Raw genomic sequence first — 15,556 nt, 5'->3', positions numbered from 1 at the left:
TTCAGACCGGTGCGAAGACAGGGACCGGCGCGCCGCCGTCGGTCTCGGCGAACCGCACCTTCACGCGCTGGCCGATGTGTACGGTATCGAGATCGGTGTCGACGATATTCGTCATCATCGTCACGCCGTCATCGAGCTTCACATAGGCGATGCAGAACGGATTGGGGCCGGCGCGGCGCGTGATGCTGAATGAGTAGATCTCGCCCTGCCCGCTGGCGGTCTTCCACTCGGTGTCACCCATGCAGAACGGGCACAGCGTGCGCGGATACCAGTGCGGCTTGCCGCAGGACTTGCATTGGCGCACCAGCAGTCGTCCCTCGCGGGCGGCCTGCCAGAAGGCGGTGTTGTCGGGCTGCTCGTCGGGAGCCTTGTACGGAGTGGGGACGTAAGGAGTCGTCATCTGTGGCATCCCTGTTATTCGCGTTCGAGGATCAGCGTGGCGGAACCATGGCGTGAGCCCATGTAGCCGCCGGTACCCTGGGCCAGCGCCAGGTCGCAGTTCTTCACCTGCACCGCGGGGTGGGCTTCGCCGCGCAACTGGCGCACGGCTTCGATCACCTTGGTGATGCCGCCACGGTTGGCCGGGTGGTTATTGCAGAGACCGCCGCCATCGGTATTGAACGGCAGCTTGCCCACGCCGGAGATCAGGTTGCCGTCCATCACGAACTTGCCGCCTTCGCCCTTCTTGCAGAAGCCCAGGTCTTCCAGCTGCATCAGCACGGTGATCGTGAAGCTGTCGTAGATCGACGCGTACTTGATGTCTGCCGGGGTGACACGGGCTTCCTCGAAGGCTGCAGCGCCGGAGAAACGCGCGGCGGACCACGACAGGTCCACCTGGCCGCCCAGCAAACCCTTCACGTGCTCGCCAGCGCCCAGGATCTTGATCTTCGGGCGATTAAGCTTGGCCGCGATTTCCGGGCGGGCCACGATGAGGGCACCGCCACCATCGGACACCACGCAGCAGTCCAGCCGGTGCAGCGGGTCGGAGATCATCGGGGAATTCACCACGTCCTCGACGGTGACAACTTCGCGCAACATGGCGTTCGGGTTGTACTGGGCGTGATGCGACGCAGCCACCTTGACCCACGCGAGCTGCTCGGGCGTGGTGCCGAACTCGTACATGTGCCGCTGGGCAACCATCGCGTACAGGTTGACCGTCACCGGGTTGAACGGTGCCTCGAACGGCTGGTCCGGCAGGTTCGCGCCCCAGTTGCGTGCCTGCGTGCCGCTCGAACCTTCCGAACGCGGACGGCCGGCCAGCGTGATCAGTGCCACGTTGCACTTGCCGGCAGCGATGGCCTGCGCGGCGTGCGAGACGTGGGCGATGTAGGAGGACCCGCCCATTTCGGTCGAATCCACATGGCGCACATTCAGGCCGAGATAGTCGACCATGTTCACCATGCCGAGGCCCGGGGCGTCACCGGCGCAGAAGTAGCCGTCGACGTCGGCCAGCGACAGGCCCGCATCCTCGAGCGCGCCCTTGGCGCTTTCCGCGTGAAGCTGGGCAACGGTCTTGTCCGGTGCCTTGCGGGTCGGGTGCTCGTACGCCCCGACGATATATGCCTTGCTATTGATGGTCATGAACAGTCATCCGTTATCGGGTCTTGTCAGGCCGCCATGGCTTCGCCGTAGCGTTCCAGGTGGAGGTCGGTATCGCCCAGCAGGACGTCTACCATGGTCAGCGCCTTGAAATAGTCGCCAACCTCCAGTTCATCAGTCATACCCATGCCGCCGTGCAACTGCACCGCCTGCTGGCCGGCGAAGCGCGCGGCCTTGGCCGTGACGACCTTCGCGGCGGACACCTTGCGGCGGCGCTCGGCCGCGTCGGTGGCATCGAGGCCCTGCGCGGCCACGTAGGCCATCGACAGCGCCAGTTCCTTCTGCAGCAGCATGTCGGCCACGCGGTGCTGAAGGGCCTGGAAAGATGCCAGCGGCTTGCCGAACTGCTTGCGGGTGCCAAGGTACTCGGCGGTGATCTCGATCAGCCGTTCGATAGCGCCGGCCGCCGCCGCGCATTGCGCGGCAACGCCGTGATCGAGTCCAAGCTCCAGGGCCTCGAGACCGTTCGTCGTGACCAGCGTGGCGGGCACGTCGGCGAGTTGCAGGCCCGCGCCCGACAGTCGGTCCATGGTCGGATAGCCGGTTACCGCCAGCCCCTTCGCGTCGCGGCTCACCAGGAACAGCGCCAGCGCGCCGTCGAGCATCGCCGAAACAATGTACGTATCAGCCGCCGCGCCATGCCAGACCACCGACTTCCGGCCATTGAGCACATAGCCGTCGGCACCGGCCTTGCGGGCCGTCGTCCTGGCGACTTCGGGGCGATAACGCGAGTCCGGCTCCAGATAGGCCAGCGTGAAGATCTTGTCGCCACTCGCGATGGCGGGCAGCCACTCGGCCTGCAGGGCAGCAGGCGCGTGATGCGCGAGGATCGCCGTGGCGATGACACCGCTCGGGATCACAGGCTCCTGCACGAGCGCGCGGCCCAGTTCGCGCTGCACGACAACCTGGCTGGCCGGGCCGTGGCCAAAGCCACCGTGGTCAGCCGGCACGGCCAGACCGAGCACGCCCATCTCCGCCAGCGACGACCAGATGCCCCGGTCGAAGCTGCCGTGTTCGCGGGCGTTGCGGCGGCGCTTCTCGAAGGAGTACTCGGATTCGACAAAGCGGCGCAGGCTGTCGGCGAGCATCCGCTGTTCTTCGCTATACGTGAAATCCATGCTTGTCGTCCTTTCGCCTAGAAACCGATGATCATCTTGGAGATGATGTTCTTCTGAACCTCGGTCGAACCACCGTAGATCGTGGTCTTGCGCATGTCGTAGTAGGTCGAGGCAGCCGGTGCCGCCCATTCCGCGCCACTAACGGGCTGAGGCGCGCCCAGCTCCATCCAGTCCGTCGAGTAAGGCCAGCCGTTCGGGCCCGCCACTTCCATCTGGAGCATGGCGATGTCCTGCTGCAGCTCCGAGCCACGAATCTTGACGATCGACGCTTCCGGGCCGGGGGTGCCCGCGGCCTGCGTGGCCACGCGCAGCAGCAGCATTTCCAGCGCCATCAGATCCATTTCGAGACGAGCGATCTTGTCGCGCATACGCACGTCGTCGATCAGGCGGCCGCCACGGCCATCGGTAGTCTCGGCGGCGTACTTCCGGAGCAGGCGCAGTTCGCGGTAGCAGTGCCCGATGCCGGCGATGCCGGTGCGCTCGTGGCCAAGCAGGTACTTGGCGTAGGTCCAGCCCTTGTTCTCCTCGCCGAGCAGGTTCTCGACCGGTACCTCGACTTCTTCGAACCAGGTCTCGTTCACGTCGTGACCGCCGTCGAGCGTCTTGATCGGTCGCACGGTCACACCGGGCGATTTCATGTCGATCAGCAGCATCGAGATGCCTTCCTGGGCCTTGGCTTCCGGATCGGTACGCACCAGGCAGAAGATCCAGTCGGCGAAATGCGCCATCGTCGTCCAGGTCTTCTGGCCATTGACGATGTACTTGTCGCCACGGCGCACGGCGCTGGTCCGGAGCGAGGCGAGATCCGAACCGGAACCGGGTTCGGAGTAACCCTGACACCAGAACTCATCCACGGTCGGGATGCGCGGCAGGAAACGTTCCTTGTGCGCGGCGCTGGCGTACTTCATCAGCACCGGGCCAATCATCGTGAGACCGAACGGCAACATGCGCGGGGCGCCAGCCCGCAGCGTCTCGATCTCGAAAATCAGGCGCTGCAGCGCGTTCCAGCCCGTGCCGCCCCATTCCTTCGGCCAGGTGGGGGCGCCCCAACCATGCGCGTGAAGGATGCGGTGCCACCGCACGTAGTCGTCCTTTTCCACACGCCTGTGGCCCAGTACCTTGTCGCGAATATCGGTCGGCAAGTTGGCCTGGACAAAGGCGCGGACTTCCTCTCGGAAGGCTTCTTCTTCCTTGGTGAAACGCAGGTCCATGAATCTGTCTCCGGTCTGATGAACAGATTCTATGGGCGCCCGGGCCGGGCTGGTTCAAGTTTGCCGAATCCTGCCTTTGACAACGCGAAATGCACACAGCCGACCGTTTCAGCGCCTCGAAGCCGCCCCTTGCCATTTACGAATGGCGTCGGCCAGGCTTTGCGGCGATGCTGGCCGGACTTTCCCCCGCAACACAAAGGACGGCAATTCCCGTGACCACCCGGATTCATCACTTGCTAGACCGCTGGCTGACCGAGTCGCCCGATCAACCGTTCATCCATCTGCCGGACGGCCGTAGCCTGACCTTCGCCGATCTGGGCGCGCTGACCACCGCGGCCGAAGCGGAATTGCTGGCGCTCGGCGTCCTGCCGGGAGACCGCGTCCTGGTCGTGGCGGAAAACTGCCCCGAACACGCCGCGCTGATTCTCGCCTGCAGCCGTGTGGGGGCGTGGTCCTGCGGCGTCAACGCGCGGATGGCGCCGGCCGAAATCGACGCCTTCGCCGCCAAGGCAGATGCCCGGGTGATCTACTTCACCGCGGCGGCGTCACGTGCCGCATCCGCCCATGCACGCCGGTTCGACGCCGTGCCTTCCGCGCTGAACGGCATGGAGCACAGCCACGTCCGCGCCAACGCCATGCCGGAAGGGCAGCCGCTGCAGGACCAGGTGGCCGCTCTGATCTTCACCTCCGGCACAACCGGCGAACCCAAGGGCGTGATGCTCACGCACGATGCCCTGATTCACTTTGCCCGCGTGACGTGCGAGGCCCGCGCGCTGAGCCCGGTGGACCGCAGCTATGCCTTTGTGCCGATGACCCACATTTTCGGGCTCGGCACCGTCCTGCTCAGTTCGCTGCTGGCCGGCGCGCAACTGGTCATGCGCCCGCAGTTCGATCCAGCCGACCTGCTGGATGCGCTGGCGCACTGCGGCGTATCGCAACTGCAGGGGCCGCCGACGCTGTATTCGCGTCTGCTGGCGCACCTGCAACATGAGGGCATCACGACACCCACGGCGCCCGCGCTGCGCTACCTCTACACCGGCGCCGGTCCGCTGGATCTGTCGCTCAAGCAGCGTGTGGAGGCCACATTTGGCCTGACGTTGCACCACGGCTACGGGCTGTCCGAGTACGCAGGCTCGGTGCACGTGACGCGGCTCGGCGACCGGCGTGCCGATACTAGCGCGGGTTATGCGGTGGCCGAGGCCGAAGTGCAGGTCACCGACCCCGTCACCGGCACACCGTTACCCCTGGGTGAACGCGGCGAGCTGTGGCTGCGCGGCAGGGGCCTGATGCCCGGCTATTTCCGCGATCCGGATGCCACCGCGAAAGCCATGCGCGAAGGCGGCTGGTACGCGAGCGGCGACCTCGGCGAAATGCACGCGGACGGCGCGCTGTTCGTGGTGGGCCGCCTGAAGGAAATGATCATCCGCTCCGGCTTCAACGTCTATCCGGCTGAGGTGGAGACCGCGCTCAACACGCACCCCAGCATCCAGCGCTCAGCGGTGGTCGGCTGCCGCGAAAGCGATGGCAACGAGGAGATCATTGCCTTCGTGGAACTGCGCCCCGGCGCCACGCTCGACGTTGCCGCGCTGCAGAACCACCTGCGTGAACGTCTGGCCCCGTACAAGCGCCCCGCGCGCATCGTGGCGCTGCCAGAGCTGCCAACGAATAACAACGGCAAGATCCTCAAGCGCGAGCTGCAGGAACAGGCCGCATCACTGCTGTCATAGGAGACTCCACATGCAATCCCCCCGTTCCTTCGCCATGCGCAGGCGGCTTCTGGCCGCCGGCCTGCTCGGCGCCGTCGCGCATCCGCTTTCCGCGCTCGCGGCCGATACCTGGCCGTCCAAGCCTGTGCGAATGATCGTGCCGTTTCCGCCTGGCGGTCCGGTGGACACCACGGCGCGAATCTTCGGCCAGAAGCTCGGCGAGATGTGGAAGGTCCCGGTCGTCATCGACAACCGTCCCGGTGCTGGCGGCGTGATCGGGGCGACCGTCGCGGCGAAGGAACCTGCCGACGGCTACAGCCTGTTCGTGGGCGCCATCCATCACTCGGTCAATCCGTCGCTGATGGGCAAGCTGCCCTATGACATCGAGAAGGATTTCGCGCCGGTCAGCTTCGCGACGATGTATCCGATCTTTGTGGTGGTGCATCCGTCCGTGCCCGCCAACAACATCAAGGAATTCATCGCGTACGCAAAGAAGAGCGACAAGCCGCTCGCGTTCGGCTCTTCGGGCAATGGGGGCGGTACCCATCTGGCAGGCGAACTGTTCAACATGGAAGCCGGCACAAAGCTGCAGCACATCCCTTACAAGGGCAGCGCCCCGGCCATGAGCGACCTGCTCGGCGGACAGGTGCAGGTAATGTTCAGCGACGCCCCGACTGCCCTGCCGCACATCAAGACGGGCCGCATCAAGGTGCTCGGCGTGGCCAGCCGCCAGCGCTCGGCGATCTTGCCCGACGTGCCGACCGTTGCGGAATCCGGCCTGCCCGGCTACGAGGCCTACTCATGGTCTGCGCTGTTCGCACCGGCCCACACGCCGCAGCCGATCCTCAACAAGCTCAACGCCGATTTCAACGTCGCCATGAACGACCCGGCCGTGCGTCAGCGCATGGTGCAGGCCGGCGCGGATGCCGACCCGGGCACGCAGGAACAGATGCGCCAGCGACTGCACAGCGAAATCGAGAAATGGAAGAAGGTCATCCAGACAGCCGGCATTACGGCTGGGTGACGGATGACCTGGAGGGCGACGTGAAACCGGGGGCGATGCCCCCGGCAGCCATCAGCCCCGAGATCAGTCCCGAGGCGCCGCAGGCCAGCGGAACAGCGGCGGCTCCTTCTCCTTGAAGCGGCGCACAGCTTCGCGGTGGTAGCTGGTAGTGAAGGCGATGCCCTGCCCCAGCGACTCCATTTCCAGCATGGCACGCACGTCGCTGCCAAGCGACTGGTTCAACGCGCGTTTGGCCATGGCGAATGCAGCCGGCGAAGCGCCGGCCAGACCACGAGCCAGTTCGTCGGCGCGGGCATGGAGCTTGTCTTCCGGCACGATCTCGAACACGGCGCCAATCTGGCGCGCTTCCTCCGCGCCAATTTCGCGCGCGCTAAACACCAGTTCCCGCGCTTTCGCCATGCCTACCACTCTCGGCAGCGTGTATAGCGCGCCGCAATCGGGCACCAGGCCAACTTTCATGAACGGCATGCAGAAGCGCGCGCGCGGCGACGCCACGATGAAATCGGCAAGCAGCGCAATACTGAAGCCGGCCCCATAGGCCACCCCATCGACCGCCGCGACCACGGGACGATCCAGATCCAGCAGCATGGCGATCCAGCCATGCATGTCGTCCATGCGCGCGCGGCCCGCGTCCGCCTCCGTCACGTTCATCGCGCGGATGTCGCCACCGGAGCAGAAGTCCTCGCCTGCGCCGCGCAACACTACGGCGCGCACCGAGCGGTCGGCGCGAATCCGCTGTACTGCGTCGCATAGCCCGTCGCGCATGGAACCGTTCAGGGCGTTCTTCTGCTTCGGACGGTTGAGCGTCAGCGTTGCCACGCCATCCGAGATTGCCACCAGCAAGCCGTCTTCTTCTGTCATGCCTGTCTCCTTTTTTCGTCTACCACGGTCAGCTTGGCCGATCCTTGGCCATCCCGCCATTTGCATGTTTTGAATCCTGCGTTCGCCTGCGCGGAAGTACCCCCCCGTAGTTGCGCGAATAGATCGAATGGGCCCGTTGGGGGGATAATCGCTGACTATTCTGGAGACAACGTCATGCGCTTCGACCTGGTCGATCTGAATCTCTTCACGCATATCGCTGAGGCCAGCAGCCTGACCCGCGGTGCAGAACGTTGCCACCTATCCCTGCCGGCTGCCAGCACCCGCATCAAGAACCTGGAAGAGCAGGTTGGCGTCAAACTGCTGAGCCGCAGCAGCCTCGGCGTCAAGGTGACGCCGGCAGGCGCGACGCTGCTTGCGCATGCCCGGCGCGTGCTGCGCCAGATCGAGCAGTTGAGCGGTGATCTGCAGGAGTATTCGTCCGGTATCAAGGGGCATGTGCGCGTATTCGCCAATACCACGGCGATGAGCGAGTTCCTGCCCGGGGTGCTGCGTACGTACCTCGTCAATCACCCCGACGTAACGGTCGACATCCGGGAGCGCCTCAGTCCGGACATCGTCAGGGCCGTGCAGGAAGGCATGGTCGATATCGGCATCGCCGCCAGCGGCGTGAACATGGAAGGCCTGGAAGTGATGCCCTATCGGCTCGACAGACTCGTGCTGGCGACTGCACTCAGCCATCCGTTTGCCCAGAAGAAGCGGGTGCGCTTCGTCGAAACGCTCGACCAGGATTTCATCGGCCTGCCCGAGGAAAGCGCCATCCACAACTTCCTGAAGCGTGCTGCATCGGACCTGCAGCGCAACCTGCGCTGGCGCATCCAGGTCAGCAACTTCGAAACCGCCGCGCGCATGATCGAGGCAAACGTGGGGATCGGCGTGCTGCCGGAGAGCACCGCCCGCCGACTTTCCCAGACCATGGCGCTGAAGATCGTGCCGATCGAGGATGAGTGGGCCGAGCGCAAGTTGCAGATCTGCGTGGCGGACCTGGACGCGCTACCCGTCTTCGCGCGCAAGCTGGTGGAACTGCTGGTCGAGGACGGCATCGGCAATCCGGTCTGACGATTGCCGATGCCCCGAGCCGCTCATACCGCGGCTAGACCAGTTCCGCGATCATTCCCCGCAGGCGGTGCTTGTGCAGCTTGCCGCTGGCCGTCGTCGGCACCGCCGACACGCGCACGATGCGCGCCGGGCGCTTGTACGGCGAGAGCCTTTCGGCAAGGTACGCGTGAAGATCCCTCTCGTCGAACGTCTCGCCTTCGCGAATCTCGACGAACGCGATGATCTCCTCGTCGCCGTCTTCCGCCGGATTCCCGACCACGGCAGACAAGCGGACCGACGGATGCGAGTTGATGACCGACTCCACTTCGATTGGATAAACGCTGAAGCCCGAACGGATGATCAGATCTCTCGTTCTACCCACGATGAACAACGCGCCATCCTGATCGATGCGTCCGATGTCGCCCGTATTGAGCCAGCCGTCGGGACGCAATGCCTCCGCCGTCTGCTCGGGTGCGCGATAGTAGCCGCGCATGACACCCGGGCCTCTCACCCACAACTCTCCGGGGCTGCCCTCGGGCACTGGTTCGCCACCCGGCCCCACCACGCGCAACTCCGCGCCTTCCACGATTTCCCCGGCAGAGCTGTCGCTGCGCGGCCGGTCCGTGCGCGTGATGAACAGCGAACCCGCATACTCGGTCATGCCATAACCGTGATGCAGCGGCTGGCCGAACATCGCCTCGACGTTGCGCTTGAGCGCGAGATCGAGCGGGCCACCGCCGGTATAGAGATAACGCAGACGCTTCGGATGCAGCGTGGTGACGCCGCTCTTGCCCAGGTAAGCCAGGATGCGACTGAACATCGCCGGCACACCCTGCAGGATCGAGATCTCGTCGCGTTGCAGCGCCGCGCAGGCATCGGCCACGTTGAAGCGCGCAACCAGATACAGGCTGCCACCGGCCTGGAATGTGGCGAGCAGCAACGTCGCCAGCCCGAAGATGTGCGACATCGGCATGATCGCGAACGCGCAGTCTTCCGGCCCCATCCGTCGGATCTCCGCCGTAACGCGGGCGTAGTGCAGCAACCCGCGATGCGTGACCATCACGCCCTTGGGTTGGCCGGTAGTGCCTGACGTGTAGATCAGCGCGGCCACGTCGCGCGCCAGTTCAGCAGGCTCGCGCTCGCTGCCGGCATCTGCGTCGGCGGCCATCAGCGGGCCGAGACCCGGTGGCGAGATTTCGCGGGCGCGATAGCGCAAGCCATGCCGCAATGCATCGGGGGATGCGGCATGAGTGAAGAGCATCAGCCGCGGTGTGCAATGCGCGCGGATCTCCTCGATCTCACGCGCAGTCAGCCTGGCATTCGTCACAACCGGCCACGCACCGAGTTCCGACAAGGCGAAGATCAGCGTGATCATGGCCAGGCTGTTCTCCGCGACGATCAGCACACGATCGCCCGTGCCGACACCCTGCGCTTCGAGATAGCGCTGGGCCAGTTCGACGCCTTCCCAGAGTTGCGCATAGCTGACGACACGGTCGCCCTCGCGCACCGCCACATTGTGCGGGGTACGGGTCGCCCAATGGCGGGGGATATCGCTGATCCGATGCGCGATCGGTCGCTCCTGCGGCATCTGGCTCAAATCCTCATGGAGAGTGGAACACGGCCCGACCGGGCCCGATCAGGGCGCGGTCGGGTCACATGTCGAAGTCTAGGGTCAGCAATGTGCCAGCGCAATTCGCCGTTCGAAAAGCAGTACTTCGCCCGCGCGAAACCGCCGGGTGATCCGGCTTGCCCGACCTCCATTCTTCGACCGCTTATACCTCGCTTATACCTTTTACTCGACCTCGATATTCGCAGTCTTGACCACGTTGCCCCAGAGCGCGAGTTCCTTCTTGATACGCTCTTGCAGCGCGGCCGGGCCGGAGACGTTCAGGTCATAGCCGCCATCGACCATCCGCTCCCGGTAGGCCGCATCCTGCACCACGGCCTGCTGCGCCTTCACGAGTCGATCCGTCACATCGGCAGGTAGCCCCGGAGGACCAACCAGCGCGTACCAGCCCGTCAGGTCGTACTGCTTGAGGCCGGATTCGACCAGTGTCGGCACATTGGGCAGCGCGGGGTTGCGCGTCTTCGACGTCACGGCCAGCGCACGTACCTTGCCGCCCCGGATATGGCCGATAGCCGTTCCGGTGATATCGAACATGAAGGTCACCTTGCCGCTGATGACGTCGGCCATAGCCGGCGCATTGCCCTTGTATGGCACGTGCAGCATCTTCACTCCTGTCATCTGCGCAAGCAGTTCCGCCGACAGATGGTTCGACGCACCCACGCCCGCCGAACCGAAGCTCACTTCACCGGGATGCTTGCGCGCGTACGAGACCAGTTCGTCCACGTTCCTGGCCGGGAAATCCTTGTTGATCAGCAGCACGTTGGTGTAGTCGGTGATCAGGCCGACATAGCTGAAATCCTGTGCCGGCTTGAAGCTGACGGACCTCTGGATCAGCGGCGTCATCGTCATCGTCGGGCTGGCCACGAAATAGAGCGTGTAGCCGTCAGGCTTGGCGCTGACCGTCATGCCGGCCGCGATGGCGCCGCTGGCACCCGCCCGGTTATCGACGATTACCGGCTGCTTGAGCACACGCCCGAGGTAGTCCGCATAGATGCGCGCGGCGGTATCGACCGGCCCACCCGGCGCATACCCAACCAGCAATCTGACGGGACGGGATGGGTAGGCATCGGCAAGTGCCGAGCCGTTCGCAAGCACAAGCATTACCGCGGCAAGAAAAATTCGTAGCATTGTCTCCACCTGTTTTCTGCATCAGGACTTCCATTGCTCACCGGCTTTATCGCGAGTTTGTCGTGCGGTGAGTTGGGGGAGACTTTGCGGCAGACCCGCTGGGCCGGCAATTTGCATTTGTTGAAGGTGGGCTTTGAGGATGCGATAGCGGGCCGGCGCCCGTGGCCGCTACCGATAGTGCGGAGCCCTTCCAAGGGATAACCCCGACATGCGCGTGTGTTTGGAGGAAACCGCCTAAGGTTTTGATTGTGCTCGCAAAGTCAGGTGTCTTTACTGTTTCAAACAAAAAATGATTCCACCACCGAGGAGACTAGATGGAACACGGCAATCGTCGTGGGCCCGGCCGGGCTTGCGCGCATCAGGACACCGTCACGCTGAAGGCAGGGACACGCAGGTCCACAAGCGCCATCGCGAGGACTGCGGCGGGAACTGCGGCGGCCATCGCCGCAGCCATCGCCATGGCCTGGCCAGCCAGTGCCACGGCCAGCAGCGACTATGCAAAGACACGCTATCCGATCGTGCTGGTGCATGGTCTGACCGGCGCGGCAAAGATGGGCGGCGTGATCGACTACTGGTACGGCATTCCCGAAGTGCTGCGGGCCAATGGCGCCACGGTCTACGTGTCCACGGTGCCGTCGTTCAACAGCGATGAAGAACGCGCGCTGGCACTGCAGGCCTATGTACGCGCGGTCAAGCTGGAAACCGGCGCCGACAAGGTCAATCTGATCGGACACAGCCAGGGCGGGCCCACCTCGCGGATGCTGGCTGCAATGTCGCCGCAGGATGTGGCATCGGTGACGACTATCGGTAGCCCGCACCGCGGCAGCCAGCTCGCCGACGTCGTGCTGGACGTCATCAACGGCATCAGCAGCATTCCACTTGCGGGGCCGGCGCTGGTCAACGTGATTCAGGGCGTAACGAATCTCCTGGGCTGGTTCAATGGCCTGTTCAATGGACAGGCGCTGAACCAGGATGCGATTGCCTCTGCGCGCACCCTGACCAGCCAGGGCGCCACCGAGCAGAACGCGCGGCTCAACGCCACCCTGGCGCCTGGCTCGCAATCCGCGCTAGGCCCGGATTGCGACACCCCGGGAGCAGTCGCCGAGCAACGGCAGGGGCGCGATGCCAGCGGAAAGCTCGTCACCTACACCCAGGCCGCTTACTCCTGGACCGGCCGGGGCGGCCCGATCAACCTGCTGCGCTCGAACCTGCTTGACCCATCCACGGCGGCCATGGCCGCCGCTGCCGGTGTCATGGGCATGAAGGGCGCCGGCCCCAACGACGGGATGGTGTCGGTGTGCAGCGCCAAGTGGGGACGCGTGCTTTCCACCGACTACTACTGGAACCATCTCGACGAGATCAATCAGATGCTCGGTATGTATCAGGACGTCGACCCACGCACGGTGATCCTGAATCACGCCAACCGCTTGCGCAATGATCAGCTCTGAGCGAAGGCCAGGGGTCACCCTGGTCCTGGTAGTAGCCGGGCTCGTGGGTGCCGCCGTCTATTGGGCAACGGCACCCACGGAACCGGCGCAAGGTCCACTGCCGGCGCGGTCCCGCACGGACGCAAGGCCGGAGCTATCGGCATCACCCACTGACAGCATGCGCGCGCGAAACATCACCGAGATGCCGTCGTTGGCGGGCGTCGATATTCCACCCGGCCCGGAAGCCGACGCGCAAGGCAATCTGCGCCTGACGCGCGCGCTGCGCACCTACTTCGACTACTTCCTGAGCGCCAGCCATGATGCGGGTGACGCCGCGGCATTGGACCAGTTGGTGCGCGACGACATCCGCAAACATGTGCCGCAACCGGCCGAGGACCAGGCGTGGCGACTGTGGCAACGCTACCGGGCATACCTGTCCGAGATGCAGCCCAAAGCCACCGATGGACCGATGACCAGTGTGATTGGCGCGCCGGACACCAGTCAGGTGCAACGCCTGCGCGCATTGATAGCCGACCGCAACGCCGCGCGAGCGCGCCACTTGCCAGACGTCGCGGCCATCTGGTTCGACGACGAGCAAACCTACGACGACGCCATGCTCGCGCGCCTGGAGATAGCCACCCAGCCTGGACTCGACGACGCCGAACGACAGCGCCGCCTGTCCACACTGGACGCCACGCTGCCCGAATCCGTGCGTGCCGCGCGCGAAGCCGAAGCAAGGCCGCAGGCGATTAGCAAGACGATCGCCAGTATGCAGACGGCAGGACGTAGCCCTCAGGATATCGGTGCATCCCTGGCTCAGGCATACGGTCCCGAGGTCGCCCAGCGCTATCAGCAGCAGGCGCAGGCCGAGCAGGCCTGGAAGCAGCGCTACGACGATTACGCAGCCCAGCGCTCGCAGATCGTGTCGTTCGCCGGTTTGTCGGAACAGGACCGCGCGCAGCAGCTTGAGACGCTGCGGCGGCAAACATTCACCAATCCAAGTGAAGCGTTGCAGGCCGAGGTGATGGACAAGGCCGTGGGGGGGCGACGGGCGGCGCAGTGAGAGCGGTGCTATCTCCTGCAAGGTGCCTTCTCATGTCAGCCTGCTTCGGCACGGCGAATCGCGATCTCTCGGAGTCGTGCGCCCGCCCCACGCAGGCGTACCCTCCCGACATTCACGTGGAATCCACTAAGATACTGGCTTCCTGACTCACGCCCTGCTCGCCTTCTGCGCCCGGCACGCCTCACATCCCATGGCAACACGACGTACCGACGAAGCCTTCCTCGAGGAATTGACGCACCTGCTGATCACCACGGGTGTCTCGTCGCTGACCATCGGCGAGATGGCTCAGCGCATGCGATGCTCGCGCCGGCGCTTGTACGAAATCGCTGAAACCAAGGAAGAGCTGTTTGTTCACGTCTGCCGCAACGTGCTGGAAGCCAATCTGGAAAAAGGCTACGCGGCAGCCAGGCGCGCTCCCGACGCAGCGCGCGCCATCTCGGCCTACATGCATGCCACGCTGAATGCCACGGGACTGAGCAAGGCAGCCCTTACCGACCTGGACGCCATCGAGACCGGCCGCAAGGTGTTCGATGACTACCAGCTCGCGCGCGTGCGCGGACTGGAAAGCATGATCGAGGAAGGTGTGAGGCAGGGGCTGATGGCCCCGCACAATCCGCGCCTGGTTTCCGAAGCCATCCTGGGCGCGGCACACCGTCTGCGCAACCAGCAGTTCTTGCAGCAGACGGGCATGAAGATCGGCGATGCCTTCAGCGAATTCTACGAACTCATTCTGAACGGCCTTTTGGTCAGGCCGTCTGCGCCCACCCGACGGGCAAAGCCGCCCCGCGGCTGAGCAGGTATCCGTCAGGCGAGACGCGGCGAGTTTGCAAGCTCGCGTTGTTGTACTGGCGCGCCAAGTGCATGCAACATCGAAAGCACGGCTGATCCTTGCTCGTCGTCGCGCCAGATCCCGACCAGTTCCGACGGAGTCGCTTGCTTTCCCAAGGGGCGGCACGCCAGATTAGGCAAAGTAACCACATCTACCGACCGCGGCACAATCGACACACCAAAGCGCTTCGCGACCAGCGTGGCAATGGTCAGCATATGACGGACTTGGTGGCGGATATTTGGTGTAAATCCGACACTCGCGCACAGCGCAACAATCTGGTCATGGAACTCTGGCGAGAAATGTCGCGGAAACAGGACGAAGTCGTCGTGTCGCAGCTCGCGGACATCAATGGTCCTGTCGCGCGCCAGCGGATGATCCGCGGGCAGCAGGCAAATGAAGTGCTCGCCGTGCAGGGAGTGGGAGGCAATCCCGTTAGGGATCACGCGCGGATGAATAATGCCGATGTCAATATGCCTGGCCTGCAGCGCGTCGATCTGCTCGAAGCTATTCAGCTCGTGCAGCACGACATCTACGTCCGGGTGAATGGCTCCGAAGGCTCGGATGCGCTCCCCCAATGGGGTGAGGACCGCGGACCCAACGAAACCCACATGTACTGCACCAATCTCGCCACGCGCTGCGCGCCCGGCCAGTTCACGTGCATTCGCCGTTAGCGCCAGGATCTTCAGCGCCTCCTTGTAGATCTCTTTGCCCGCCGCAGTCAGCGCTACCTCTCGGGTAGTGCGTTGCAGCAATTGCACCCCTAGTGATGCCTCCAGTTTCGCAATATTGAAACTCAGCGGGGGCTGGGTAATGGCCAGTCGGGCTGCCGCACGCCCGAAATGCAACTCCTCTGCCAGCGCGACGAAATAGCGTAGTTGCCTGAGATCCATGGAAGCCTCGGGGATTG

At 64.4% G+C, this 15,556-nt stretch carries 14 protein-coding genes; 6 read left to right on the top strand and 8 right to left on the bottom strand.

Annotation, left to right across the window (positions count from 1 at the left end):
- Position 1 precedes the first annotated feature (1 nt).
- The 4 genes from RMET_RS19730 to RMET_RS19715 are packed head-to-tail and all read right to left on the bottom strand — an operon-like array spanning position 2 to position 3,928.
- Entirely contained in the window at positions 2-400 is a 399-nt protein-coding gene (locus RMET_RS19730) for a Zn-ribbon domain-containing OB-fold protein (RefSeq protein WP_008651474.1), read from the bottom strand.
- Positions 401-414: 14 nt separating this feature from the next.
- Entirely contained in the window at positions 415-1,581 is a 1,167-nt protein-coding gene (locus tag RMET_RS19725) for a thiolase domain-containing protein (RefSeq protein ID WP_008651473.1), read from the bottom strand.
- Positions 1,582-1,607: 26 nt separating this feature from the next.
- A complete protein-coding gene (locus tag RMET_RS19720; RefSeq protein ID WP_011518323.1) occupies positions 1,608-2,717 on the bottom strand; it encodes an acyl-CoA dehydrogenase family protein in 1,110 nt (369 codons plus the stop codon).
- A 17-nt stretch (positions 2,718-2,734) separates the two neighbouring features.
- Positions 2,735-3,928: an acyl-CoA dehydrogenase family protein gene (locus RMET_RS19715; protein WP_011518322.1), complete on the bottom strand. Its 1,194-nt coding sequence runs from the start codon at positions 3,926-3,928 to the stop codon at positions 2,735-2,737.
- Between the two features lie 212 nt (positions 3,929-4,140).
- On the opposite strand from RMET_RS19715, the gene RMET_RS19710 reads away from it, so the two are divergent.
- Complete coding sequence (locus RMET_RS19710; RefSeq protein WP_029309802.1) at positions 4,141-5,655, top strand: class I adenylate-forming enzyme family protein; 1,515 nt, start codon at positions 4,141-4,143, stop codon at positions 5,653-5,655.
- Positions 5,656-5,665: 10 nt separating this feature from the next.
- The gene (locus RMET_RS19705; protein ID WP_011518320.1) at positions 5,666-6,658 is read left to right on the top strand and encodes a tripartite tricarboxylate transporter substrate binding protein; all 993 of its coding nucleotides are present in this window, start codon (positions 5,666-5,668) and stop codon (positions 6,656-6,658) included.
- 63 nt (positions 6,659-6,721) lie between these two features.
- On the opposite strand, the gene RMET_RS19700 is transcribed toward RMET_RS19705, so the two are convergent.
- Positions 6,722-7,519 (bottom strand): enoyl-CoA hydratase/isomerase family protein, encoded by a 798-nt coding sequence (locus RMET_RS19700; RefSeq protein ID WP_029308818.1) that lies wholly within the window; start codon positions 7,517-7,519, stop codon positions 6,722-6,724.
- A gap of 174 nt (positions 7,520-7,693) precedes the next feature.
- Between RMET_RS19700 and RMET_RS19695 the strand changes: the two genes are divergently transcribed.
- Complete coding sequence (locus RMET_RS19695) at positions 7,694-8,596, top strand: LysR substrate-binding domain-containing protein (RefSeq protein ID WP_011518318.1); 903 nt, start codon at positions 7,694-7,696, stop codon at positions 8,594-8,596.
- 34 nt (positions 8,597-8,630) lie between these two features.
- On the opposite strand, the gene RMET_RS19690 is transcribed toward RMET_RS19695, so the two are convergent.
- On the bottom strand, positions 8,631-10,163 hold the full coding sequence (locus tag RMET_RS19690; RefSeq protein WP_011518317.1) for a class I adenylate-forming enzyme family protein: 1,533 nt from the start codon (positions 10,161-10,163) through the stop codon (positions 8,631-8,633).
- 204 nt (positions 10,164-10,367) lie between these two features.
- The gene (locus tag RMET_RS19685) at positions 10,368-11,330 is read right to left on the bottom strand and encodes a Bug family tripartite tricarboxylate transporter substrate binding protein (protein WP_011518316.1); all 963 of its coding nucleotides are present in this window, start codon (positions 11,328-11,330) and stop codon (positions 10,368-10,370) included.
- A 314-nt stretch (positions 11,331-11,644) separates the two neighbouring features.
- Here RMET_RS19685 and RMET_RS19680 point away from each other — a divergent pair, with 314 nt between their 5' ends.
- The 3 genes from RMET_RS19680 to RMET_RS19670 all read left to right on the top strand — a co-directional run bounded on the left by RMET_RS19680 (position 11,645) and on the right by RMET_RS19670 (position 14,613).
- The gene (locus RMET_RS19680; protein ID WP_011518314.1) at positions 11,645-12,778 is read left to right on the top strand and encodes an esterase/lipase family protein; all 1,134 of its coding nucleotides are present in this window, start codon (positions 11,645-11,647) and stop codon (positions 12,776-12,778) included.
- The gene (locus tag RMET_RS19675; protein ID WP_011518313.1) at positions 12,765-13,820 is read left to right on the top strand and encodes a lipase secretion chaperone; all 1,056 of its coding nucleotides are present in this window, start codon (positions 12,765-12,767) and stop codon (positions 13,818-13,820) included. The genes RMET_RS19680 and RMET_RS19675 overlap by 14 nt, the downstream gene beginning before the upstream one ends.
- A 190-nt stretch (positions 13,821-14,010) precedes the next feature.
- Positions 14,011-14,613 (top strand): TetR/AcrR family transcriptional regulator, encoded by a 603-nt coding sequence (locus tag RMET_RS19670; RefSeq protein WP_011518312.1) that lies wholly within the window; start codon positions 14,011-14,013, stop codon positions 14,611-14,613.
- An 11-nt stretch (positions 14,614-14,624) separates the two neighbouring features.
- Here RMET_RS19670 and RMET_RS19665 read toward each other — a convergent pair whose 3' ends face one another.
- Positions 14,625-15,539 (bottom strand): LysR substrate-binding domain-containing protein, encoded by a 915-nt coding sequence (locus RMET_RS19665; protein WP_011518311.1) that lies wholly within the window; start codon positions 15,537-15,539, stop codon positions 14,625-14,627.
- Positions 15,540-15,556: the final 17 nt, after the last annotated feature.

It is taken from the genome of Cupriavidus metallidurans CH34, from assembly GCF_000196015.1.
Lineage (GTDB): Bacteria > Pseudomonadota > Gammaproteobacteria > Burkholderiales > Burkholderiaceae > Cupriavidus > Cupriavidus metallidurans.
Note: the sequence above shows the minus strand (reverse complement) of the source record. Positions and strands in the feature narration are given on the sequence as shown.